Raw genomic sequence first — 22,884 nt, forward strand, 5'->3', positions numbered from 1 at the left:
TCAACGAGTATACGATCCACGCTGCGACACCCACCCAGTGCATTGGGAGCGCAATAGCCTCCGCGCAGCCAAGAGAGCCGCGTTTCAGAGCTAAAAGCGATTACATCCAGGGAAGACCCGACATGAATCTGAAGTGGATTCTCATGGCATGCGCCGCGACCGCGATGAGTGTGGGCCTAGGCTCGCATGGCGCAGTGGCAGGCACATTTGACGGCTATTTCAAGCAGCTCGAAGTCGAGACCTCAGCTGCCGTTATCTATGAGGTCTATCGCCACGCCAAGCGGTGCGATGCGATTGAGAGCCTGCCGATCAAGAGTGCATCGGTGAAGGCTGTGCTACGAAAGCTAGATGAGAGCTTGCTTACAATTGGCGTGAACCCCGACGCCGTTTGGGAACGAAGCCTTAGGGACCTCCCCCAAACTCCAGATTTGACCGAGGCCCTGAAATTCATCGCGGACAATATCGACAATTACGGGGTCCTTTCCGACGCAGACAAGACGAGAATTAGGAGCTACTGCACGCGGACGGTCCTGTTTATTCCGACTTTGGCGATGCCGCTGATCAAGATTATTTCGGCAAACGCCGCCGCGCAGCGACGTACGAGTTCGGATAAGGATTTCTGATGCAGCGCTCTGAAGCAGAGCGCTGAATGAAGCCGGATCAGGGCGCCAGGCGCGCCGCCTTTGTCGCCCCCCCGCATGAAAAGGAAGTATTAGGCGGCAGTCTCGCCCGTCATTGATCCAGGGATTGCCCGGCCGTAGGGCAAAGCTCAATATTAGGGCATCGGAGCGCTGATGCCGGGGGGATCAATTGAGATTTTTGAGAACGAGCCGGCGCGCCATCTTGGTGCTGAGCGCTCTTGCACTGGTCGCAACGCCAGCTGTTGCGAAAAAGAAAGTGAACCCAACAGATCTCGCGATGGAGATTCCATACGACGCCGGCCGCTGGGTAGGAATGGCGCTCAACGAGGCTACCGTGTGCGGCCAGGACCGAGATTGGATCTACCTCGAGCATGAGCGCTTGGTCGACGCTGTGCGCACCATCCCCGGGCTCAACGAGGGGTATATAAAGCGCAACTTCGGCCTCGGCGTCGCGGCAGCCAACAAGAGGATGGCGCACCTCCAATGCACGGACCAAGTTCGCGGCAATGTCGAGAAGCGCAAGGAGCAGGCTGAGCTTCTAAAGCGCTCGGCCCGCAGCCTCGCCCTTCAGAACCCGCTCGGGAAATAGCACTAGGATAAGCCGCGTCTTCACATGAGAGTGAAGCTCTAGGGAGGATCAGCATGGACGGACCACTAGGTGTCCCGCCCCTTGTCGTGTGGGCGGCCTCTGTTCTCGTCTTGGGAGGATCGGTCGCACTCTGCTGGTGGCTTCGTCTGGACTTTCAAACGACGCTGTTAGCGCTACTGGTTACAGGCTTCAGCTTCATAGCCGGCCTGATCTGGCTCGCCCTGAGCAGTCGCGAAGAGGTGGCAGTATATCAAGCGCATAGGGTCGTTGAGGCGCTCGAGGCTCAGCGCGATGACCTGTCCGAGATCCGCTTCAGAGTTGGTCGGATCGCCGATAAGAAGTGAGGCTGCACCAGTGTGCAAGGCGGGTCGCCTTCGCGGCCTTCCCAGGTCGATAGGGAAGCGCCAGGCCAGCAGCAACGAGATGCTGCGCCACATCCCCGGCCGAGGTCGACAAGTTCGCGAGCGTGCGCCCGTAGCGGTCCTTTCGGCCGGAGCGCTCGACATAGACCGTGGCGCCGCGAAGCAGTTGGGCAACGCGCGCCTTCGCCTGCAGCCCAACTTGACGCTCGCGGTCGCAGGTCGACCGGAACGTCTCGGGTGCGTCGATGTCGATGAACCGGATCTTCTCAGCGCATCCTCGGGCCGGCACCGCGCACGGCAGTGCCACGGTGTCGCCGTCGATGATGGCGATGCGGTCGCCATCGATGACCTCAGCGTAGGCGGGGGCCTGCGCGAGAATGGCGTATAGAACTGAGGCGAGGGCATTTAGGCCCCACGGGTGGTGCGCTTCAGGAGCCATGTTCCGATAGAGGCTCGGCTGCGGCACCATCAGTCTCGGCGGTTGTCGAATGGTCAGCGGCGACTTCGGCTTTCTTCCGTCGTTGCCGCTTCGGAACCCTTCCCTTTATCTCAGCCATTTTGGCTGCTTTCACCCGCTTCTTTGCCGGGAAAACCATTGAGGCGTGAATGAAATCTTCCAGCGCGGTCGTTAGGGCGTCGACGTCTGCCAGGCTGGGCCGCCATCCCCTATGTGCGGAGGCGCTACCGGCATCAATCAGTATTTCGATGCTGGCTTTGTCCGCTTCAACAATATGGCCTTTGTTGACGAGGCTCTCCATTTTTTCAGGGAAACTCAGGGCTGGGTCGACCCCAAGAAGCTCCGCGGCGATATCAAAAGATGTTCTAATCGCGATAGACGCCAGAACCATTAGGTCTGCGTCCAAAGCGCCATAAAGTTCTCTTAGTGATGCATTGAGAGCATTCGCATTCTTGATGTCGGTTTCGACAATTTGGTGCGAAAACCAATCGGGAATATCTCGCTTAGACCGTGCAGGCCACGTCTCGATTCGCTCGTTGTACTCGATCATTTCATCGCCTCGGCTATCGTAGCCAAGTTCATAATCTTCTGAATCTGTCGAGACTGATTGCGCAAATACGTGGTCACACCCGCGGCACGTCAAGATGTACCAGTCGGTATGCCAGCTGTGATAACCCTCGTCATCGCCGCCAGCTTGCCTGTGATGCCCGCGGACCTCACAGTTTCGGTCCCCTCCGCAGCTTGAACAGTAGGCCCGAATTATCGTTCCAAGTTCGCTTCGGTGGTCATTTACGCTAGCCTCACCCATCGTTCTCACTCGTCAGCTCTTCGGGACTCTTTCCTTCGTCGACAGCAGTCGCCCGGTCCCGCCAGCGCACGCCAGCACCGCCACCATTCTCGGGAATGAACTCGATGCCGGCGGATTCTAGAGCTTCGATGATCCTCATCACTGTCGCGAAGCTGGTGGCGGGTTCTCCGTCGCTTGCTTCGATCCGTTTGATCGTCGGGACCGACACGCCAGCGGACTTTGCCAGCGTTGCCTGATCCATCCTCACGAGGGCGCGTGCCGCTCGGATCTGACCGGCCGAAACTGACTTTGTCATTCGATTTTGATCCTTAGGTATCAAATCCGATCCATAGGTGTTGATCATATAGACCGTTACTGATACATAGGTATCAATCGCGGTCGAAAAGTTCAACCGTGGCTACCCCGGATAAATCCAGATCAGACGCCGGCAACGCTATTGCCGCGAACGGAGAAGCTATGTCCGCCTTCAACCTCTCCGCCATCATGAAGGAAGCCCATGCGCAGGCTCGGCGCTACGCCAAGCCGGGCCAGTATCGGAAGGCCCTCGTCTGGGCGCTGCGTATGGCCTGGCACGCCGCCAAGAGCGCCGCCCGCTTCGCCGCCGTGCTGATCACCCAGACGCCCGAACAGCGTCAGCGCTTCGACGCCGCCATGGCCATCGAGGCCAAGGACCGCCTTTCCCACGCCGACCGCCACCAGCTCGCCGAGCTGCGCGCCGCCTGAACCACCAGCCACAGAAGGAGAAGCCACCACCATGACTACCGTCGTCCCCGTCAGTCCTAGGCCTCGGATCATCGAGCCCGACGCCATCGAGCCGGGCTTCCGGCAGCAGCGCGTCGCCGTCGTGCTGGTCGTCGTCCTGCTGTGCATCCGCCACGAGGAGACGCCGACATGACCGCTCGCAAGCCAGCCGCCGGCCGCATGACTGACCTCAATCTCGCAGACGCCGCCAACGACCTCGGCCACTACATCCGCGCCGCCTGGATGGCCGCCGAGGCGCTGGACGAGCCGCAGGACCAGGAGGCTATTCGGATCGTTCTCTATGTCGCCGAGCACAAGCTCGCCGAGATCCAGAACGAGCTGGAACAGCGCCTGCAGACCATGCGGGGTGCAGCATGAGCACCGCGGCCCCGACCTTCGACGACATCGATGCCAAAGTGCACAACCTTGCCCAGCTCCTCGACACGACCGTCGAGAACCTGATGAACGTGAATTACCCGGCCAGCGTCGGCGACATGACGCGGATCTGCGCGCTTCTGATCATCGCCCGCGACATGAGCGTTGCGATGACGCGGGATTTCGAGGCCGCCCTTAGCGCCTGCGAGGTGAGGCCTCGCAACGTCTCGGCCGAGAGGGCTGCAGCATGACCGTCAGCAAGCTCGACATTGAAACCGCGATCCATGAAACGATGTCGGTCGTCATGGCTTTGGCCGAGCTGGTAGAAGCCAGCCTGACAGAGCCCGACCGTCGCGCGGATGGATTCCTGCACTTCGCCATGACACCCGGCCAGGTCGACGCGCGGCTTGCCATGACGGCGGTCGCCTCGGACAAGGCGGTTGCCCTGCGCGACCTGTTCCAGGCCTACATGCTCGGCGAGCGCGAGCGGAAGGTGGTGAAGGCATGAGCACCGCCCGCGCGAGAGCCGCCGCATATATCGACGCGACCACCGCCGCGGGCCACTCCATGAGCCTGCATCTGGGGTTCTGGCCGGACGGTGCGCCGGGCTTCCTAACGGCGTTCCACACCGGGCCGAAGTTCGAGCCGCCCGCGACGACTGCGGCACTCGCCGATACCTTTGACCGAGACCGGAAGGCAGACAGAAAGGCCCTGAAGGCCGAGCTGATCCGCAGGGGGATGGTGCAATGAGCCTCCTGCGCCTTCTTTGCCTCCGCATCCTTTTCCGAGTGGCGTTCAAGCTGCTCGATGCCGAAGAGCGCGCCCTTGGATTGGCGCCGATAACCAGGGAGCTACGCCGATGAGCATTCGACCTGACCATCAGAAATTCGCTCTCCCTCCCGCGCGGGGCGCCCTTGAACTGGAGGCTGAGCGGCTGGCTACCCTGCTCGCTGACACCGAGCGCGACCTGGCGCGACTGCTGGCCATCCTAGACTGGATGGACGGCGACGCCGACTGCGAGCCCGAAGAGGGCTGCGAGGATGACGACGCCGAGCCGTCACTCGGGGCGCCGGAGCGACATCCATCTTCGCGGGGACGGGCCAGGGACTGCACCTGCACGCAGATCCCTTGGGCGGCCGGCAGCGATAGCGACCGAGAGGTTGCGGTTGAGGCCTGCTAACCTTTGGCGACAATACGCTGGATCGCGGCGATTGCGCCGTCTTTCAGCGGGTCCAAATCCTCCACGCATTTGCGCGCCCACTCAAGCCACTCAGAGGCTGGCTTGCCTTCTATCGGCTTGCTTCCTTCGTGGATCCTGGCCGCCAAGTCATCGATAAAGGAGCGCACTACTTCGGCCTGGCGCCGGTTGGTGGCTGCTTCGATTAGAGCATTCCATCGAGCCATCTCGCGCTCGGTCTCGATGCGAGCGGCTTCTCGCCTTTGAGTGGCTTCCGCTATCCGATTGGCTCTGGCCTCTCGGCTTTGCTCCTCTTTTTGCTTGATGAGCCTCCCGAGCAGGAAGGCAGCCACAATTTCCGGGAAGCAGTCTTCAATTCGTATCGCGGTGGCGTCCTCCCACCTAGAGCGCGGTCCTATCCCATACGTTGTGATTTCGAATGCTAACCTCCCCGTCCGATGGAACACTTGATGCTTGGGCTGCCATAGCCGGCGATAGAGCTCGTCGGTGGGCGGAGGATTATCAACGAACTCCTGCCGAAGCCTCTCGTTCAGTCTAAAGGCAATCTGGCCGCCGTCGTAGACCGCGGCGAAGTGGCGTGTTGCTGCCAGCTTGATCTCCCAGCCGCGTTGGAGAAGCTGTTTGAACAGGGCGTCAAGAATTCGAAGTCGACGCTGATCGGTGGCAGTTAACTGCCGGACGCAGACGACTTCGGCCATTGATCCGTTGGATACCGTCCCAATGTGCTGCAGTCGAAAGTCCACATCGTCGCGCAGACGGGCGATCAACGGATGCGGCTTCCGCAATACTGAAGCGACAGAGGCTGAACTAACCTCGGAGGCAATGGCTTCCCTATGTGTGTGGGGGATAGCCTCTTCGCTTGGGCGGTTGGGGGGGAGGAATTGGACTCTCTCGACATTCTTCTTGGATGGCCCAAGCGGCGGTCGGTCGGGGACGGGTTTGCCCGCAGCAATCTTGTTCCAATATCCTAGCGGCGGCAGGGGGATGTCGGCGTTGACGCAAATCTGCTTAAGCCGGGCGCTCGTGACTCCAACACTGGCAGCGAGCCGCGTCATCGGCGACTGCCAGACTTCGAGGTATAGCTTCTCTCGGCTCCAGATCATTCGCTCGCTCGTGAACCCGCCTATGAAACCGAGCGCGCCTCATTCGGTCCGGTAGCGGCACTAAATAGGTGGACTGCGAGGTGGATTGGGTGGATGGCTGTATCAGCATCTCATTGAAAATACATGATTTTTTGAGATGTGATGGTGCTGCAAGAGAGGATTGAACTCTCGACCTCTCCCTTACCAAGGGAGTGCTCTACCACTGAGCTACTGCAGCGCCGGCGGGGGTGCGCCCCGGAATGGCGGTCTTCTGCCACAGCGATGCGGCGGGATCAAGCCGCTCGGCGAAGTTTCCCAGCCTTTCGCGTGAACGGGGATAAGTCGGCCGCGCCACGAGCGCCGGACGAGCGCTCGCCGGCTCGAAATCCGGGGCGTTTCGGACCCCGTGGAGACTCGGCCAAGAAGCCGGTGCCGACGCGCGCGGCCACAGCGGCAAGGGCGCAAGACCGGCGAGGGGGCGAGGTCTCGCCACGAAGGGGAGGCGGGGAGGCAGGGCGGCGACGCGCTAGCACGAAAGTCGTTCATCGGGATTGACGCGCGGAACGCTTCGGCCCCCGCGTCTATCCGCGTTTTCTCAACGCGAGGCATCCGTCTCTCTTGAAAGGCAAGCGGGCAGGCCGGGAGGTTCCTGGCCGCTGTGGGCGGTCGTGCTGCAGACGGAAGACGGGATGGCGGCGAGCGTCTATGCTGGCGCCGATCCGGCCCGCCTTCGCAGGGCCGCCGCGTGAACGAAAACCGTGACGACGATGACCAATCCCCCGCTGAAGCCCGACAACCCCGCCGCGTCGGCGCCCGAATCCGAGCGGCCGGGCGAAAAAAGCCAGCCGCCGGCGGACCCGCCCGGCAGCAAGGCCTCGACCCGCGCCGCCCGCGCGGCGCAGGAGGATCGGCTGGCGGCGGCGCTTCGCGCCAATCTCGCCCGTCGCAAGGCCGCGACGCGCGCGCAGCGCCAGACGGCAGGCCCGGCGGGCGATGACGACGCCGAGGCGTGAGGCCCTGCGCCGGCTTTTCCTTGTATCGGCCGCAATCCTGCATTAGAGCGACTGAAATCCGGGGTGGGGCACGCTCGTCGACGCTCGCCGCTGCTCATTACCTTCGCTTCGAAAGGCTTGGCTGCTCATGGACAGAATCCGCATCGTCGGTGGCGCGCGTCTGAACGGCACGATCCCGATCTCCGGCGCCAAGAACGCAGCCCTGCCGCTGATGATCGCGAGCCTCCTGACCGACGAGACGCTGATCCTCGCCAACCTGCCGCGTCTCGCCGACGTGGCGCAGCTGAAGCGCATCCTCGGCAATCACGGCGTCGACATGACGGTCGCCGGCAAGCGCCTCGGCGAGGCCGAGCTCTCCGGCGAGACCGTGCATCTGACGGCGCGCACCATCGTCGACACGACCGCGCCCTACGAGCTGGTCTCGGCCATGCGCGCCAGCTTCTGGGTCATCGGCCCGCTCGTCGCCCGCGAGGGCTTCGCCAAGGTGTCGCTGCCCGGCGGCTGCGCCATCGGCACGCGTCCGGTGGATCTTTTCCTCGACGCGCTGCAGGCGCTCGGCGCCGAGATCGACATCGAGGGCGGCTATGTCATCGCCCGCGCCCCGAACGGGCTGCACGGCGCCAAGATCAGATTCCCGAAGGTGTCCGTCGGCGCCACCCACGTCACGCTGATGGCGGCGACGCTCGCCAAGGGCGAGACTACAATCGAGAACGCGGCGCGCGAGCCGGAGGTCGTCGACCTCGCCGAGTGCCTGATCAAGATGGGCGCGAAGATCACCGGCGCCGGCACCTCGACCATCCGCATCGAGGGCGTCTCCCGCCTGAACGGCGCGCGCCATTCGGTCATGCCCGACCGCATCGAGGCCGGCACCTACGCCATGGCCGTGACCATGACCGGCGGCGACGTGCTGCTGGAAGGCGCGCGCGCCGACGACCTGAAGCGGCCGATCGAGATCCTGCGCGAAGTGGGCGCCGAGATCACCGAGACCAACGAGGGCCTGCGCGTCTACCGCAACGGCGCCGACCTGAAGCCGGTCAACATCACGACCGAGCCGTTCCCCGGCTTCCCGACCGATCTGCAGGCGCAGCTGATGGCGCTGGTGACGCGCGCCGAGGGCACCTCGGTGATTCGCGAGACCATCTTCGAGAACCGCTTCATGCACGTGCAGGAGCTCGCCCGCTTCGGCGCCGAGATCCATTTGGACGGCCAGAACGCCACCGTCGTCGGTGTGCCGCGCCTGAAGGGCGCGCCGGTGATGGCGACGGACCTGCGCGCCTCGGTGTCGCTCGTCATCGCCGGCCTCGTCGCCGAGGGCGAGACGATCGTCAACCGCGTCTACCACCTCGATCGCGGCTTCGAGCGCCTCGAGGACAAGCTGTCGCGCTGCGGCGCCACCATCGAGCGGATTTCCGGCTGAGGGTGGCTTTGCACACGCGGGCTGTTGCGGAGCGGCCACACAGTGACTACCTGTCGGATCAAGTAGAACAGGCCGACAGGTGCTCCCATGGATCAGCTTAGACTAGCCGCGTTCGACGCCGAGGACCTCGCCGTCGTCTCCGCGCATGTACAGGACGCGGTGCTGAAGGTTGGCGATATCGCCTTCATTCCGAAGGAAAAGCGCTTCGCCGGCGTCATCAATCGCTTCGTCTGGGAAAAGCAGCCCCAGGGCAGCGCCGCCAAGAAGAACTGGGAGCGTCGTCGTTCGGGCTTCCATTTCGACCGCGTGCTGTCCGTGCGCTCGACGGGCATCGACCGCAGCCGTCCCGACGCCGTGCTCGATCTCCTCGCCATCGCCTTCGAGGCAAAGGATGAGCCCGCCGGCACGGTCACGCTGATCTTCGCCGGCGGCGGCGCCATCGCGCTCGAGGTCGAGTGCATCGAGGCGGCCGTGCGCGACCTCGGCCCCGCCTGGGCCACCCAGTGTTGTCCCGAGCACAAGCTCGACGAGACCGCCTGACGGCGCTGGATCATCCGGAAGGCTGCCTGCGCTTCCTTGCGGCCTTTCCCCTCCGCCCGAACCGCGCTAGAGACGTCGCTCTTATCTGAGGAGCCGACGTCTTGGCCATTCGCCTGTCCCAAACCGATTCCGATTTCGAGACCCGTTTCCGCGCGCTCCTGGCGGCGAAGCGCGAGGTGTCGGAGGATGTCGACGCCACGGTGCGCGGCATCCTCGCCGATGTCCGCCATCGCGGCGACGCCGCCGTGCTCGACTACACGGCGCGGTTCGACCGGATGACGCTCGAGGCCGGGGCGCTGCGCGTCCCGGAGGCGGAGTTCGAGGCGGCGGAGAAGGCCGTCGACGAGAGGACCCGCGCCGCGCTGGTGCTGGCGCGCGATCGCATTCGTTCGCACCATGCGCGCCAGAAGCCGGCAGACGACCGCTACACCGACGCGCTCGGCGTCGAGCTCGGCTCGCGCTGGACGGCGATCGAGGCTGTGGGCCTCTATGTGCCCGGCGGCACCGCGTCCTATCCGAGCTCCGTCCTGATGAACGCGGTTCCCGCCAAGGTGGCCGGTGTCGATCGCCTTGTCATGGTGGTGCCGACGCCGGACGGCGTCATCAATCCGCTGGTGCTGGTCGCCGCGCGCCTCGCCGGCGTCGACGAGCTCTACCGCATCGGCGGCGCGCAGGCGGTGGCGGCGCTCGCCTATGGCACCGAGACGATCAAGCCGGTCTACAAGATCGTCGGCCCGGGCAACGCCTATGTCGCGGCGGCGAAACGCCAGGTCTTCGGCACGGTCGGCATCGACATGATCGCCGGCCCGTCCGAGGTGCTGGTGATCGCCGATGGCGACAATGATCCGGACTGGATCGCCGCCGATCTGCTCGCCCAGGCCGAACACGACACCGCCGCGCAGTCGATCCTGATGACCGACGATGCGAAGCTCGCCGATGCGGTCGAGCAGGCGGTCGAGCGCCAGTTGAAGACGCTCCCGCGTGGCGAAACGGCCGCGGCGAGTTGGCGCGACTACGGCGCCGTCATCGTGGTCTCGTCGCTCGACGACGCCGTGCCGCTCTCCGACCGGATCGCGCCGGAGCATCTCGAAATCGCCGTCGCCGACCCGGAGCCGCTGGTCGAAAAGGTGCGCAACGCCGGCGCCATCTTCGTCGGCCGCACCACGCCCGAGGTAATCGGCGACTATGTCGGCGGTTCCAACCACGTGCTGCCGACGGCGCGTTCGGCGCGGTTCTCGTCCGGCCTCTCGGTGCTCGATTTCATGAAGCGCACCTCGATCCTGCGCACCGGTCCGGAGCAGCTGCGCGTTCTCGGTCCGGCGGCGATCGCGCTGGCCGAGGCCGAGGGCCTCGGCGCGCATGCCCGCTCGGTGGCGATCCGTCTCAATCTGTAGCAGGATCGGCCGCCGATCGATGAAAGCGGATCCAACCATGGCCGAAGCGACGGCTCCCGAGATCGATGGCCGGCTGGTCGCCGTCGATCTCGACGGCGCGACGCTCGGCCGTGCCTCGGCCGATGTCGACCACGAGCGCAAGATCGCCATCTACGACCTGATCGAGGACAATCGCTTCACGCTGCCGGAGCATCCGGTCAGCCGCTACCGGCTGCATCTCTCCATCCGCGAGAACCGGCTGGTCTTCGACGTGCGCGACGAGGCGGACGCGCCGCTCATCCTGCATGCGCTGTCGCTGACGCCGCTCCGCAAGATCGTGCGCGACTATTTCCTGATCTGCGACAGCTACTATGCCGCGATCCGTACCGCGACGCCGAGCCAGATCGAGACGATCGACATGGGCCGGCGCGGCGTGCATGACGATGGCTCGCGCCTCTTGATGCAGCGGCTTGCCGGCAAGATCCTGGTCGATTTCGAGACGGCGCGGCGCCTGTTCACGCTGATCTGCGCCCTGCACTGGAAAGGCTGAGCTTGGCCGCCGCCGACGCTCCGGGTGTGCTTCCCTCCCGCGACGCGCGGCCACCGGGCGCCGTGCTGTTCGTCTGCGGCATGAACGCGATCCGCTCGCCGATGGCGGCGGCGCTCGCCGGCCAGCTGTTCCCGCGCCTCTATGTCGCCTCGGCCGGGGTGCGCAAGGGCGATCCGGACCCGTTCGTGCCGGTTGTCATGGAGGAGAGCGGGCTCGATCTCTCGCGCCACCGGCCGCAGACGATCGAAGACCTCGAGGACATGAATTTCGATCTCGTCGTGACGCTGTCGCCGCAGGCGCATCACCGCGCGCTCGAGCTGACGCGGACGATGGCGGTGGAGGTCGAATACTGGCCGATGCCCGATCCCACCCTCGTCTCCGGCACGCGCGAGCAGATCCTCGACGCCTATCGCGACGTGCGCGACCAGCTGCGCGCGCGGATCAAGGCGCGCTTCGGCTGGGCGCCGCTGCCGAGCGGCTAGGGCGGGCGGGGCCGGGCGGGGCGATGCCGGCGCTGTTCCCTTGAGGGGGCAATTCGGCTACGTTCCGCCGCGCGTCGCTCGCCGCAATTCCGGCGGTTCAGGCGGCGTTTCCTTCGATTCTCGACCGGACGGTAGAATGACAGGCCCCCCCAAACTCCTGCTTGCATCGGGCAGCCCGCGACGGCTGCAACTCCTCGCCCAGGCAGGACTGGAACCGGACAGCCTGTTGCCGACCTCGGTCGACGAGACGCCGCTGAAGAACGAGCTGCCGCGCAGCCTCGCCAAGCGTCTCGCCCGCAGCAAGGCGGACGCGGCGCGCGCCATGGCTGCGCGCACGCCCGATTTCGCCGACAGCTACATCCTCGCCGCCGACACCGTCGTCGCCGTCGGCCGGCGCATCCTGCCCAAGGCCGAGTTCCACGACCAGGCGGCGGACTGCATCCGCCTGCTCTCGGGGCGCTCGCACCGGGTCTACACGGCGGTTTGCCTGCTGACGCCGAAGGGCGCCGTGCGCCAGCGCCTGGTCGAGACCAAGGTGCGCTTCAAGCGGCTTGGAAGGCCGGAGATCGAGACCTATCTCGGTTCGGGAGAGTGGCGCGACAAGGCGGGCGGCTACGCCATCCAGGGCATAGCCGGCACCTTCGTCGTCAAGCTGGTCGGCTCCTACACGTCGGTGGTCGGCCTGCCGCTCTTCGAAACCATCGCGATGCTCGACGGGGAGGGCTACCCCGTCCGCAAGGGCTGGCTCGGGCCGGCCTGACGAGGAAGACCATGACCGACGAGACCAAGAGCGCCGAGATCCTGCCGCTGCGCGCGCCGAGGCGTTGCGCCAATTGCGGCAAGGAGACGGTGCGCGCCTTCTATCCGTTCTGCTCGAAGCGCTGCAAGGACATCGACCTGCACCGCTGGCTGTCGGGCGCCTATGCGATTCCCGTTGTCGAGCGCGACGCCGGCGACGACGAGGAAAGCTGAGCCGGCGCGGCCTTCCGGCGGCCCTGGCCGCCGGGTGGCCTCCCGGTTGTTCACAGGCCGCGATCTTCTGCGCGACGCCTCTGGACACGTTTCGAACGGTCGCCTATAAGGCCCTGACTTCGCGAGCGGCACCTCTTTCCGGGCCGGTTCGCTGGGCCCGGATAGCTCAGTTGGTAGAGCAGCGGATTGAAAATCCGCGTGTCGGTGGTTCGAATCCGCCTCCGGGCACCATTTGCCCAAGCTTGATACTCATAGATATTGCGTCTGGCACGGCTGTTCTTGGTCGCTGGCCGAGCTTTCTCGCTTCTCGTCGGGTTAGGCGTGCGGGTCCGTCATCGGTACCTATCGCGTGTCGCAAATGTTTGGTCAGTTCGCGAGCTGCCTTAAGATCTGGGCAGGGCTCTGAAGCAGGGGGGATGCTGGACCGGATCCGCCCTGTCCGGGTAGGTCGTCTTGACGTGAGTTCGCAGAGCCCGCGAGGTTTGTCCATGACACGCGTCTGTCGCATAGTGCTGGTGATCTATGGACTGATTGGCCTTGCTGCGCTGCTGATCATTCCGCTCAACGCTGTCGGCGCGTTCGGCATGGAGCCGGATCCGCTTTCAGCCGTCTATGCACTGATCGTTGCGGCGCCGTGGAGCTTCTTCATCCTGGACTACGCCGGAGAGAACGTCTTCTGGAACCTTGTCCTCGTCGCGATCGCCATGGCCATCAACGGCGCGATATTGGCGCTTCTGTGCCGTCACGCCGCCGTGAGGCGACGCTGAGGTCCGGTCAAGTTTTGTCTCCTGGTTCGGCTTCGGCCGAGGGCGCTATGAGTTCCACTTCTCCAGATCGGCATCCGCTTCGCGGGGGAGCGCGTCTAGCAGTCCGGGTAGAGATATCGATTGGCTTCCGACACGTCGGCCGGGCACCCCTTCGGCGAGTCATGCACCCAGCGTACGATGCGGGTGCCCGCCTTGTTGAAGGAGCACTGGAACGTCATGGGAGGCGATGTTTCGGCACTTCCATTGACGGCATGGGTCCCGTCAGTGCGTTGACCCTCATACTTGACATTGATGATGTCCGCATTGATGCGCAGATGCTTGGAGGCATAGGCACGACACGCCGTGATCATGTGGTCTTGATTGGCTGCTAGGGCGGGTGCAGGCACGGCCGCGAGCGTGGCGAACGCTACGGCCAAGACGATCATTCTCATGCGCTTTCTCCTCGTCATCAGTGTCCTAGTGCCATTGCGGCCAGTCGCATCTCGTCGATGCTGGTCTTTCAGTCTATTCCGATCTCGAGTGTGAAACGGCGGAACTTTCCTTCGCTTGCAGCGGCGCCCATCTGGTAGACTCGGATCGTATAGATGCCGCTCGATGGGAGTGTTCCGCCAAACTCGCTGCCGCCCCCCGAGCCGATGAACATCGCTTCGCCAGTGCTACCCGGCGCCAGCACGTTGAAGAACACGGTTTCGGGTTTCAGGACCACATCCATTGATTGACCAGCCCGGGCCCCGATGCGGTAATCGACATAGGAATCGCCTTTGAGGGCGCCCTTGACCGTCGTGCTGGAACTGCCCGCAGGAAAACGTATGGTGTGAGATTCCTGCGCAGCAGCGCTTCCGGCGGCGAGGGCCATAACGGTCGCTATCGCGACGGCCGATCTTCCCGATTGCTTCATGCCCGGACCCTCCGGATGCGCATGCTAACCAATGCCGAAGTCTATCCTGTACCGCTCGGTCCTGTCACCGCTGTTGATGACTTCGACGAGTTGATCGCCGCTCTGCCAGAGCTGGCCACGGTACGTCTTGTCTGGAGTCATCATGTCGAGAAGTGGCGACTGATCGGAATTCAGGATTTGGTACGAGATGTCTGGTCCGGCTAGCTCGATCCTGACGGTCAGAAACGGGCCCTTCCGCGCTCCGAGCACGCAGCACGTGCTGTTGCCTTGGGCAACTGATCCGTCATAGGTGGCGCTTGATGCGCCGCTGGCGAAACGCACCTGCCGGGTCGTCGTGCCGCCGCCGCCCTCCCGTGCAGGATTGCCTGTCATCCCGCCGCCGCCGTCATCTATCGCATTCGTCACCTTGAGTTCGCCGACCGTGCCATCGCGATATCGGATGCAGCGCCAGACGTTTCCGCCCGCATCACGCATCATGATGAAGGGGCCTGCCTCGCTCAAGTCCGTGGAGAGAACATCGATTCCGGCGCGGGCATCGGGGCCGCCCGCATTCCTGGCTTGCCTCACACAGGCGTCTACAGCTGGCTCGGCCGCCCCGGCCGCCCCGGCCGCCCCGGCCGCCCCGGCCGCCCCGGCCGTCGGCTGGAGCGAAGACGGATGCCGGTCGAATCAGGGAGCAATGTCCTAGGCTCATGTTGCACCACCGAAGTTGCCGCGCCGGAACAGGGGAAAGTCCGCGAGGAACTTCCAGTTCGGTTTACGAGGCGATGCAGATGCTCTGCTCAGCACACGCTGTTAGCGAAGTAGGCTACAATGGATGCACTGGTGTTCTGCGAACTGCCCTCTTGGCAAAAAGGCGAGGCCACTCGCGGGCGAGGGGGCTGGCTCTGGAGTCAATCGATTGGCCTCCTCGTGGCAGACAAGTTGATCCCCATCCCTTGATTGCGGCGCGAAGATCAAACCGCCCGACACAGTCGCAGCTATTGATTCGCCCTGCTGTGATTGGTGTCGCGGGCCATTCCTGAGCGTCGAAGGAAATGCACGAACTCGTTCCGAACGATATGGCGGATCGGGGCATGGTCCGTTCACGGGAAATCAAATTCCATTCAACAAAATTCGCTCTAGTCCGCTCTAGGGAATGCGGGCGCGGCTTTGCTAGTTGTGGAGATGCGCCGTGGCGCGCGTGCCGCGGGTGGGAACGGGAGGCAATCATGCGGATAGCGATCCTGGCATTGGCCGTGCTCGTCGCGGGCTGCACGACCAGCCAACGGAGCCGGATGGCCGACAGTGAAATGGAGCAGGCCCGCAGCGCCTGCCAGGCCGCCTATGACAGCGGCCGGATCACCACCCGGACGGCTCGTGCCAAATGCATCAACGACGCGGAGAACCGCTACGCGGCGAGTTCACCGGGCCTCGCCCAGCAGCAGGCGCTGCGGCTGGATCTGGCGAGGAAGGTCGATGCCGGGAAGCTGACCCAGGCCCAGGCCGACGCCCAGTATGCGAGCGGCATGCACCGGATCACCGGGCGATAGCGCTGCTGGCGCCACCGCTCTCGCATCGGAGGAGCCGGCGTCGGGATCGTCGCGCCAGCGGCACGGCGATCCCTTGCCTTTGTCCTGGCTGTTGCCCGACGCCTGACGCAGGGGCGGTTTGCGGTTGTCGCGCGCGGCGGTGGCGGGCCGGGCGGGCGGATGGCTTCCGGGGGCGAATGGTCGGGGAAATTGCCGCTTTTTCGACGCCGCGCCGCCTTACCCTGTTCATTCGGCATGCTTATCTTTGTCGGACGGATGTCTGATTGATGCACGGAATGGGGTGAAGATGGCTTCGGAAGTCTCGCGGCGCGATTTCGTCAAGGTGGGTGCGGTCGCCGGCGCGGGAATGCTCGTGGCTCATTCGACCGCCGCGACGGCCGGTCCGGCCAAGGCGAAAGCCGCCGCGCCGCCGCCCGCCTACAAGGCGCCGACCCGCGAGGGCGCGCTCCGGATCGCCAGCCTCAACGATCTCGAGGCCGAGGCCGCCAAGGTCATCCCCAAGGGTGCCTTCGCCTATATTTCGTCGGGTTCCGACAATGAGGTGACGCTGCGCAACAATCTGGCCGCGTTCGAGCGGATCCAGCTGCGGCCGCAATATCTGGTCGGCAAGGAGGCGCCGGATACCTCGATCACCCTGATGGGCGAGACGCTCGCCATGCCGGTGATCACCGCGCCGATGGGCGTGCACGGCCTCGTCCATGCCTCGGCCGAACTCGGCACGGCGCGCGGCACGGCGGCTGCCGGCACGCTGTTGACCGTGAGCACCGCCGCCAACAAGACGATCGAGGAGATCGCCGCCGCCTCCAGCGGGCCGAAGTGGTTCCAGCTCTATCTGCAGGACGACCGCGCGCTGTCGCGCGAGCTGATCAAGCGGGCGGAGACATCGGGCTACAAGGCGATCGTCTTCACCATCGACGCCTTCGCGCCCGGTTCGTCGGACGAGGCGGCCCGTCTCGGCTTCGCCTTCCCGCCGAGCCTGCCGCTCGTCAACAGCGGCACGGCGCGCTTCAAGGCGAGCCTGAGCTGGGACGATGTCGACTTCATCAAGGAAACGACCGACCTGCCGCTGATCCTGAAGGGCGTGCTGGCGCCGGACGTCGCCGAGAAGGCGATCAAGCGTGGCGTCAACGGCATCCAGGTCTCGAATCACGGTGGCCGCCAGCTCGATGGCGTGCCGGCGGCGATCGAGGCGCTGCCGGCGGTGGCGGGCGCGGTCAAGGGGCGCGTGCCGGTGATCATGGACAGCGGCATCCGCCGCGGCACCGACGTGTTCAAGGCGATCGCGCTCGGCGCCAATGTCGTCGCGCTCGGCCGGCCGGTGCTCTACGGGCTGGCGCTCGGCGGCGCGGCGGGCGTCGAAAGCGTCTACCAGCATCTCCAGGCCGAGCTGGCGCGCACCATGATGATCGCCGGCGCCGCCACGGTCGGCGAGATCAACAGCCGATTCATCGTCTAGTCGGGCACAATCTCGCTTCGGCATGTTGCGGTTGCGAGAGATCAAGGCTTCACGAACGCGGTTCGGTCACGGATACTGGCAATCGACTCTTGGTTGCGACTTGCGAGGTATCGAGTGATGCGCCCCTCCTGGCCGAAGACGGCATTGATCGCGCTCCTGGCGCTTGGCGGTGCCGAGTTGGTGTCCGGCGCGCTGGCGCCGGGCTCGTCCTGGGTGCCGGAGGCGGCGGCGCAAGGCTCGCTAAAGAATCTGATCGACAAGCTGCGCGGCAACACGCTGCCGGCCGGCATCGCCCGCTCGAACGGCCGCATCGAGGGCCAGGAGATCGACGTCTCCAGCAAGTATCCGGGCCGGCTCGTCTCGGTCGACGCGCATGAGGGCGACACGGTCGAGGCGGGGCAGGTCGTCGCCCGCATCGATGACCGCGAATATCGCGCCCAGCTGCTCGGCGCGCAGGCGCAGGTGCTGCGAGCCGAGAGCGCGCTCAGCGAGGCGGACGCCCAGATCTCGCAGCGCGACAGCGACCGCGCGCTGGCGCAGGCGAGCTTCGACCGCATCGATGCGCTGTTCAAGAAGGGCCACGCGACGGCGCAGATGCGCGACGAGGCGCAGAACAAGCTGAACGTCGCCAACGCTGCCTATCAGGCGATGGTGGCGGCCCGCGCCCAGGCCGAGAGCTCGATCAAGGCGGCCGAGGCGGACGTTTCGCGCCTCAACGCGATTATCGAGGACATGGTGCTGGTGGCGCCGCGGCGCGGCCGCGTCCAGTACGAGCTGGCGCGCGCCGGCGAGGTTGTCGGCGCCGGCACCCGCGTGCTGACGCTTCTCGACCTTTCCGACATCTCGATGTCGATCTACCTGCCGGCCAAGGATGTCGCCGGCATCGCCATCGGCGACGAGGCGCGCATCATCCTCGATCCGATCCCTGATTATGTCATCCCGGCCACCGTCACCTTCGTGTCCGGCGAGGCGCAGTTCACGCCGAAGACCGTCGAGACGAAGGATGAGCGCGACAAGCTGATGTTCCGCGTCAAGCTGCAGATCCCGCGCGCCCTGGTCCAGAAATACGAGAAGCAGGTCAAGGTGGGCGTCCGCGGCGTCGGCTTCGTGCGGACCTCGGTCGATGCCGACTGGCCCGATGGCCTCAAGGTCAATGTCCCGCAATGACGGAACCCGTCGCGCGCCTCGATGGCGTCAGTCACCGCTATGGCAAGCGGCTGGCGGTCGATGACCTGACGCTCGCCATTCCCGCCGGCTGCATGGCCGGCCTGATCGGCCCGGACGGCGTCGGCAAGTCGACGGTGCTCGGCCTGCTTGCCGGCGTGCGCAGGCTGCAGACAGGGCATGTCGAGACGCTCGGCGGCGACATGGCGGTGAAGCGCGTGCGCGAGGCGGCGTCGCCGCGCATCGCCTACATGCCGCAGGGCCTCGGCCGCAATCTCTACCCGACGCTGACCGTCTTCGAGAATCTCGATTTCTTCGCCCGCCTGTTCGGCCAGGGCGCGGCCGAGCGGCAGGAGCGCATCCGCGACCTGCTGACGGCGACCGGGCTCGACCCGTTCCCCGATCGCCCGGCCGGCAAGCTTTCAGGCGGCATGAAGCAGAAGCTCAGCCTCTGCTGCGCGCTGATCCATGATCCCGATTTCCTGATCCTCGACGAGCCGACGACCGGCGTCGACCCGCTGTCGCGGCAGCAGTTCTGGGACCTGATCGACACGATCCGCGTCCGCCGGCCGCAGATGAGCGTCATCGTCGCCACCGCCTACATGGAAGAGGCCGAGCGCTTCGACTGGCTGGCGGCGATGGATGACGGCAAGGTCATCGCCGAGGGCTCGCCCGACGAGGTCCGGGCCAAGGCCGGCAAGGACACGCTGGAGGAGGCGTTCATCGCCCTCCTGCCGGAGGAGAAGCGACTGGGCTACCAGAGCGTCGAGGTGCCGCCGCGCGTCGTCACGCCCGACGAGGTGCCGGCGATCGAGGCGGAGGGTCTCACCTGCCGCTTCGGCGACTTCACCGCCGTCGACCATGTCAGCTTCCGCATCTCCAAGGGCGAGATCTTCGGCTTCCTCGGCTCGAATGGCTGCGGCAAGTCGACGACGATGAAGATGCTGACCGGCCTGATCACGCCGACGGAGGGCTGGACGAAGCTGTTCGGCCAGTCGCTCGCCGGCAATGAACTGGAGATCAAGCAGCACGTCGGCTACATGTCGCAGTCGTTCTCGCTCTATACCGAGCTGACGGTGCGGCAGAATCTCGACCTGCACGCGCATCTCTTCTTCATCCCGGCCGACGAGATCGCGGCGCGCATCGACGAGATGCTCGATACTTATGACCTTCGCGATGTCGCCGACTCGTTTCCCGACAGCCTGCCGCTCGGCATGCGGCAGCGCCTGCAGCTCGCCGTCGCGGTGATCCACCGGCCGTCGATCCTGATCCTCGACGAGCCGACCTCCGGCGTCGACCCGGTGGCGCGCGACTCGTTCTGGCGCACGCTGATCACGCTGGCGCGCGATCACGGCGTCACGATCTTCATCTCCACCCATTTCATGAACGAGGCGGCGCGTTGCGATCGCATCTCGCTCATGCATGCCGGCAAGGTGTTCGCCGTCGGCGCGCCGCAGGAACTGGCCGAGCAGCGCGGCAAGGCGACGCTGGAGGAGGCGTTCGTCTCCTATTTGAAGGAGGCCTCTGGCATTCCCGAGGAGGCGCCGGTGGCGACGGCCGAGGAAACGGCGGCGCTGGAGGCGGCGACGAACGCAGCGCCCGCGGCGGCGGCTCGCCCCCGTCGCTTCGATCCCGGCCGTCTCTGGGCCTATGCCCGGCGCGAGACGATGGAGCTGCTGCGCGACAAGATCCGGCTCTATTTCGCGCTGCTCGGGCCGGTCCTGCTGATGATCACCTTCGGCTACGGCATCTCGTTCGACGTCGAGAACCTGACCTTCGCCGTCTATGACCAGGACAGGACGCCGGAAAGCCGGGAGCTGATGGAGAACTTCTCCGCCTCGCGCTATTTCAGCGAGCAACCGGAGATTTCCTCCGAAGGCGAGCTGCAGAACCGGCTGAAGAGCGGCGATGTCAACATCGCGATCGAGATCCCGTCCGGCTTCGGACGCGACGTGATGGCGTCGCGCCAGCCCGAGGTGGCGGTGACCGTCGACGGCAGCATGCCCTTCCGGGCCGAGACCGCGCGCGGCTATGTGACCGGCCTTGCCGCCGGCTATGCCTCGGAACTGGCCGCGCAGAGGGGGCAGGCGGTGCCCAGCGTCTCGATCGAAACCCGCTTCCGCTACAATCAGGCCTTCAAGAGCGTCAACGCGATGGTGCCCAGCGTCATCATGCTGATGCTGGTGCTGATCCCGGCGATCATGGCGGCGATCGGCATCGTGCGGGAAAAGGAAACGGGCTCGATCGCCAATTTCTACTCGACGCCGATCAGCAAGGCGGAGTTCCTGCTCGGCAAGCAGCTGCCCTATGTCGGCGTCGCGCTGTTGAGTTCGGTGATCCTGTTCCTGCTGGCGCTGTACCTGTTCCAGCTGCCGTTGAAGGGCTCGTTCGGCCTGTTCGCGGTCGGAACCTTCCTCTACATCATCTCCACGACCGGCTTCGGCCAGCTGGTGTCGACCTTCACGCGCTCCCAGGTGGCGGCGGTCGTCGCCACGGCGATCATCTCGATCATTCCGGCCGTCAACTTCTCCGGCCTGATCATTCCGGTCTCGTCGCTGACCGGCGCGGGCCGCGCCTTCGGCCTGTCGTTCCCACCGGCCTGGTACCAGCCGATCAGCGTCGGTGCCTTCACCAAGGGGCTCGGCTGGGCGGATCTGTGGCCCAACGTGCTCGCGCTCTGCGGCTTCTGCGTGCTGTTCTTCGTGGTCTCGCTGCTGCTGCTGCGCAAACAGGACGCCTGATGATGAGCAAGTTCCCCCGCTGGTCCGCCGGCCTCTTCCAGCTCTTCATCAAGGAACTCCGCAGCATCAAGGCGGATCCGATCATGCTCGTGCTGGTGCTCTACGCCTTCACGCTGGCGGTCTATTCGGTCTCGACCAGCGCCTCGACGGAACTCAGGAACCTGGCCGTCGCGGTCGTCGACGAGGACGATTCGCAATTGTCCCGGCGGCTCATCGAGGCCATACAGCCGCCGATCTTCCAGCAGGCGGCGAAGCTCTCGCCACGCGACGTGGATGTCGCGCTGAACGAGGGGCGCTATGTCTTCGTCCTCGACATCCCGCCCAATTTCGAGCGCGACGTGCTGGCCGACCGGCCGGCCGAGCTGCAGGTCGAGATCGACGCCACCGCCATGGTCTTCGCCGGCAATGGCGTGGTCGTGCTGCAGAACGTGATCGCCAACGAGATCTCGGAGTTCCGCTATGGCGGCGGCCTCGAGACGACGGCGCCGGTCAGGCTGGTGATGCGCAATGCCTTCAACCCGAACCTGAACTCGGTCTGGTTCGGCGCGCTGATGCAGGTGATGAACAACGTCACCATGCTGACGCTGATCCTGTCCGGTGCCGCGCTGATCCGCGAGCGCGAGCGCGGCACCGTCGAGCATCTCCTCGTCATGCCGGTCGGCGCCAGCCAGATCGTCCTCGCCAAGATCCTGGCCAACGGCCTGATCATCGTGGCGGCGGCGACGCTGTCGCTGGTGTTCGTGGTACAGCTTCTGCTCGGCGTGCCGATCCAGGGCTCGGTGGCGCTTTTCCTGCTCGGGACGACGATCTACACGCTGTCGATCGCCTCGATGGGCATCCTGGTCGCCACCTTCTCGACCTCGATGGCGCAGTTCGGCCTGCTGGCGATCCCGGTGCTGATCGTGCTCAACCTGCTCTCCGGCAGCGCGACGCCGATGGAGAGCATGCCGGTGTGGCTGCGCTATGTGATGCAGTCGCTGACGACGACGCCGCATTTCGTGTCGTTCACCCAGGCGGTGCTGTTCCGTGGCGGCGGCTTCCCGCTCGTCTGGCAGTATCTGCTGATCTTCCTGGCCTTCGGAGCGGCCTATTTCCTGGTGTCGCTCGCCCGCTTCCGCAGCGCGGTGCTGAGGGGGTAGGGCGGGCCTGATCATTGGGCCCGCGGCCTGGGCGAAGTCGAACTCGCCCATCATCCTGAGGTGCCCGGCGAAGCCGGGCCTCGAAGGAGGGTCCAGGGAATGCTTCTGTGCTTCGCTGGAGCCTCCTTCGAGGCTTCGCTTGCGCGAAGCGCCTCAGGATGCTGGCGGAGTTGGGAGGCTCGGCCTTGAAAGCCGGATTCCCCCCAATGAGGCTGGCGCTATCAGGGCAGGGCGGCGACGGCCGTGATCTCGATCGTGTAGGCCGGGTCGGCGAGCGGAATCTGGCCGGTCGCGCGCGCCGGCGGATTGGCCGGGTCGACCCAGGCGTCCCAGACGCTGTTCATGGCGTCGAAATCGGCGATGTCGGCGAGCCAGATCGTCACCGAGAGCAGGCGCGACTTGTCGGTGCCGGAGAGCGCGAGCACGCGGTCGATCTCGGCCAGCGCGCCGCGCGTCTGGGTGACGATGTCGGTGCCGGCCGGGCCGACCTGGCCGGCGACATGCACGACGCCGTCATGGGTGGCGGTCTCGCACCAGCGCAGGTCCGGTTCCAGTCTCGAAATCTCCACTTCGGTCTCCTTTTGCTG

At 65.2% G+C, this 22,884-nt stretch carries 30 protein-coding genes and 2 tRNA genes; 23 read left to right on the forward strand and 9 right to left on the reverse strand.

The genetic code is table 11. From position 1 onward, the window contains the following. The first annotated feature begins 122 nt into the window (after positions 1–122). A complete protein-coding gene (locus G539_RS0106545) occupies positions 123–623 on the forward strand; it encodes a hypothetical protein (protein ID WP_029074486.1) in 501 nt (166 codons plus the stop codon). A 220-nt stretch (positions 624–843) separates the two neighbouring features. Continuing rightward, positions 844–1,230, forward strand: a complete 387-nt coding sequence (locus G539_RS0106550) for a hypothetical protein (RefSeq protein ID WP_156911881.1) — start codon at positions 844–846, stop codon at positions 1,228–1,230. 312 nt (positions 1,231–1,542) lie between these two features. Here G539_RS0106550 and G539_RS26115 read toward each other — a convergent pair whose 3' ends face one another. From G539_RS26115 to G539_RS23935, 3 genes are all read right to left on the reverse strand, one after another. Continuing rightward, on the reverse strand, positions 1,543–2,061 hold the full coding sequence (locus tag G539_RS26115; protein ID WP_051231154.1) for a thermonuclease family protein: 519 nt from the start codon (positions 2,059–2,061) through the stop codon (positions 1,543–1,545). After that, positions 2,021–2,599: a DUF4145 domain-containing protein gene (locus G539_RS26990; RefSeq protein WP_156911883.1), complete on the reverse strand. Its 579-nt coding sequence runs from the start codon at positions 2,597–2,599 to the stop codon at positions 2,021–2,023. The genes G539_RS26115 and G539_RS26990 overlap by 41 nt, the downstream gene beginning before the upstream one ends. A gap of 250 nt (positions 2,600–2,849) precedes the next feature. Further along, positions 2,850–3,248, reverse strand: coding sequence for a helix-turn-helix transcriptional regulator (locus tag G539_RS23935; protein WP_342665054.1), 399 nt, complete (start codon positions 3,246–3,248; stop codon positions 2,850–2,852). Positions 3,249–3,313: 65 nt separating this feature from the next. On the opposite strand from G539_RS23935, the gene G539_RS0106565 reads away from it, so the two are divergent. From G539_RS0106565 to G539_RS0106590, 6 genes are read left to right on the forward strand one after another with little or no spacing between them, the layout of a single operon-like run. Then, positions 3,314–3,580: a hypothetical protein gene (locus G539_RS0106565; RefSeq protein ID WP_029074488.1), complete on the forward strand. Its 267-nt coding sequence runs from the start codon at positions 3,314–3,316 to the stop codon at positions 3,578–3,580. 31 nt (positions 3,581–3,611) lie between these two features. Further along, the gene (locus tag G539_RS26995; RefSeq protein ID WP_156911885.1) at positions 3,612–3,752 is read left to right on the forward strand and encodes a hypothetical protein; all 141 of its coding nucleotides are present in this window, start codon (positions 3,612–3,614) and stop codon (positions 3,750–3,752) included. Next, entirely contained in the window at positions 3,749–3,976 is a 228-nt protein-coding gene (locus G539_RS0106575; protein WP_029074489.1) for a hypothetical protein, read from the forward strand. Before G539_RS26995 ends, G539_RS0106575 begins: the two co-directional genes overlap by 4 nt. After that, positions 3,973–4,224: a hypothetical protein gene (locus G539_RS0106580; RefSeq protein ID WP_029074490.1), complete on the forward strand. Its 252-nt coding sequence runs from the start codon at positions 3,973–3,975 to the stop codon at positions 4,222–4,224. Before G539_RS0106575 ends, G539_RS0106580 begins: the two co-directional genes overlap by 4 nt. Further along, positions 4,221–4,481, forward strand: coding sequence for a hypothetical protein (locus G539_RS0106585; RefSeq protein ID WP_029074491.1), 261 nt, complete (start codon positions 4,221–4,223; stop codon positions 4,479–4,481). The genes G539_RS0106580 and G539_RS0106585 overlap by 4 nt, the downstream gene beginning before the upstream one ends. Then, positions 4,478–4,723 (forward strand): hypothetical protein, encoded by a 246-nt coding sequence (locus G539_RS0106590; RefSeq protein WP_029074492.1) that lies wholly within the window; start codon positions 4,478–4,480, stop codon positions 4,721–4,723. The genes G539_RS0106585 and G539_RS0106590 overlap by 4 nt, the downstream gene beginning before the upstream one ends. A 426-nt stretch (positions 4,724–5,149) precedes the next feature. Here the strand turns inward: G539_RS0106590 and G539_RS27000 are convergent, their stop codons facing one another. Both G539_RS27000 and G539_RS0106610 read right to left on the reverse strand, forming a co-directional pair. Further along, positions 5,150–6,274: a hypothetical protein gene (locus tag G539_RS27000; RefSeq protein ID WP_156911887.1), complete on the reverse strand. Its 1,125-nt coding sequence runs from the start codon at positions 6,272–6,274 to the stop codon at positions 5,150–5,152. 142 nt (positions 6,275–6,416) lie between these two features. Next, positions 6,417–6,491, reverse strand: a tRNA-Thr gene (locus G539_RS0106610). Positions 6,492–7,020: 529 nt separating this feature from the next. Here G539_RS0106610 and G539_RS23945 point away from each other — a divergent pair. The 10 genes from G539_RS23945 to G539_RS0106665 all read left to right on the forward strand — a co-directional run bounded on the left by G539_RS23945 (position 7,021) and on the right by G539_RS0106665 (position 13,367). After that, entirely contained in the window at positions 7,021–7,266 is a 246-nt protein-coding gene (locus tag G539_RS23945; protein WP_156911888.1) for a hypothetical protein, read from the forward strand. Positions 7,267–7,393: 127 nt separating this feature from the next. Next, positions 7,394–8,683, forward strand: a complete 1,290-nt coding sequence (murA, locus tag G539_RS0106625) for a UDP-N-acetylglucosamine 1-carboxyvinyltransferase (RefSeq protein WP_029074494.1) — start codon at positions 7,394–7,396, stop codon at positions 8,681–8,683. A gap of 87 nt (positions 8,684–8,770) precedes the next feature. Beyond that, positions 8,771–9,223 carry a DUF2948 family protein gene (locus G539_RS0106630; protein WP_029074495.1) on the forward strand — a complete coding sequence of 151 codons (453 nt, stop codon included), beginning with the start codon at positions 8,771–8,773 and terminating at the stop codon, positions 9,221–9,223. A 101-nt stretch (positions 9,224–9,324) separates the two neighbouring features. Further along, positions 9,325–10,617 carry a histidinol dehydrogenase gene (gene hisD / locus G539_RS0106635; protein ID WP_029074496.1) on the forward strand — a complete coding sequence of 431 codons (1,293 nt, stop codon included), beginning with the start codon at positions 9,325–9,327 and terminating at the stop codon, positions 10,615–10,617. Positions 10,618–10,654: 37 nt separating this feature from the next. Next, positions 10,655–11,146, forward strand: coding sequence for a UPF0262 family protein (locus tag G539_RS0106640; protein WP_029074497.1), 492 nt, complete (start codon positions 10,655–10,657; stop codon positions 11,144–11,146). A 2-nt stretch (positions 11,147–11,148) separates the two neighbouring features. Continuing rightward, a complete protein-coding gene (locus tag G539_RS0106645; protein WP_245576820.1) occupies positions 11,149–11,628 on the forward strand; it encodes an arsenate reductase ArsC in 480 nt (159 codons plus the stop codon). 136 nt (positions 11,629–11,764) lie between these two features. Beyond that, positions 11,765–12,388, forward strand: coding sequence for a Maf-like protein (locus G539_RS0106650; protein WP_029074499.1), 624 nt, complete (start codon positions 11,765–11,767; stop codon positions 12,386–12,388). A gap of 11 nt (positions 12,389–12,399) precedes the next feature. Further along, the gene (gene yacG / locus G539_RS0106655; protein WP_029074500.1) at positions 12,400–12,600 is read left to right on the forward strand and encodes a DNA gyrase inhibitor YacG; all 201 of its coding nucleotides are present in this window, start codon (positions 12,400–12,402) and stop codon (positions 12,598–12,600) included. Positions 12,601–12,755: 155 nt separating this feature from the next. Continuing rightward, positions 12,756–12,831 (forward strand) — tRNA-Phe (locus G539_RS0106660). A 284-nt stretch (positions 12,832–13,115) separates the two neighbouring features. Then, the gene (locus tag G539_RS0106665) at positions 13,116–13,367 is read left to right on the forward strand and encodes a hypothetical protein (protein ID WP_156911890.1); all 252 of its coding nucleotides are present in this window, start codon (positions 13,116–13,118) and stop codon (positions 13,365–13,367) included. A gap of 95 nt (positions 13,368–13,462) precedes the next feature. Here the strand turns inward: G539_RS0106665 and G539_RS23950 are convergent, their stop codons facing one another. The 3 genes from G539_RS23950 to G539_RS0106680 all read right to left on the reverse strand — a co-directional run bounded on the left by G539_RS23950 (position 13,463) and on the right by G539_RS0106680 (position 14,742). After that, entirely contained in the window at positions 13,463–13,798 is a 336-nt protein-coding gene (locus G539_RS23950) for a hypothetical protein (protein ID WP_156911891.1), read from the reverse strand. A 68-nt stretch (positions 13,799–13,866) separates the two neighbouring features. Beyond that, positions 13,867–14,265, reverse strand: a complete 399-nt coding sequence (locus tag G539_RS0106675; protein ID WP_029074502.1) for a hypothetical protein — start codon at positions 14,263–14,265, stop codon at positions 13,867–13,869. A gap of 24 nt (positions 14,266–14,289) precedes the next feature. Further along, positions 14,290–14,742 (reverse strand): hypothetical protein, encoded by a 453-nt coding sequence (locus G539_RS0106680; RefSeq protein WP_156911892.1) that lies wholly within the window; start codon positions 14,740–14,742, stop codon positions 14,290–14,292. Between the two features lie 734 nt (positions 14,743–15,476). Here G539_RS0106680 and G539_RS0106685 point away from each other — a divergent pair. The 5 genes from G539_RS0106685 to G539_RS0106705 all read left to right on the forward strand — a co-directional run bounded on the left by G539_RS0106685 (position 15,477) and on the right by G539_RS0106705 (position 22,297). Continuing rightward, entirely contained in the window at positions 15,477–15,797 is a 321-nt protein-coding gene (locus tag G539_RS0106685) for a hypothetical protein (RefSeq protein ID WP_029074504.1), read from the forward strand. Between the two features lie 286 nt (positions 15,798–16,083). Then, positions 16,084–17,253, forward strand: a complete 1,170-nt coding sequence (locus G539_RS0106690; protein ID WP_051231229.1) for an alpha-hydroxy acid oxidase — start codon at positions 16,084–16,086, stop codon at positions 17,251–17,253. A 117-nt stretch (positions 17,254–17,370) separates the two neighbouring features. Further along, positions 17,371–18,420 (forward strand): HlyD family secretion protein, encoded by a 1,050-nt coding sequence (locus tag G539_RS0106695; RefSeq protein WP_029074506.1) that lies wholly within the window; start codon positions 17,371–17,373, stop codon positions 18,418–18,420. Continuing rightward, positions 18,417–21,158, forward strand: a complete 2,742-nt coding sequence (rbbA, locus tag G539_RS0106700) for a ribosome-associated ATPase/putative transporter RbbA (RefSeq protein WP_029074507.1) — start codon at positions 18,417–18,419, stop codon at positions 21,156–21,158. Before G539_RS0106695 ends, rbbA begins: the two co-directional genes overlap by 4 nt. 2 nt (positions 21,159–21,160) lie before the next feature. After that, entirely contained in the window at positions 21,161–22,297 is a 1,137-nt protein-coding gene (locus G539_RS0106705; protein WP_029074508.1) for an ABC transporter permease, read from the forward strand. Between the two features lie 221 nt (positions 22,298–22,518). On the opposite strand, the gene G539_RS0106710 is transcribed toward G539_RS0106705, so the two are convergent. Next, on the reverse strand, positions 22,519–22,866 hold the full coding sequence (locus G539_RS0106710) for a RidA family protein (protein ID WP_029074509.1): 348 nt from the start codon (positions 22,864–22,866) through the stop codon (positions 22,519–22,521). Positions 22,867–22,884 lie beyond the last annotated feature (18 nt).

The organism is Kaistia adipata DSM 17808, from assembly GCF_000423225.1.
Classification (GTDB): Bacteria; Pseudomonadota; Alphaproteobacteria; order Rhizobiales; family Kaistiaceae; genus Kaistia; species Kaistia adipata.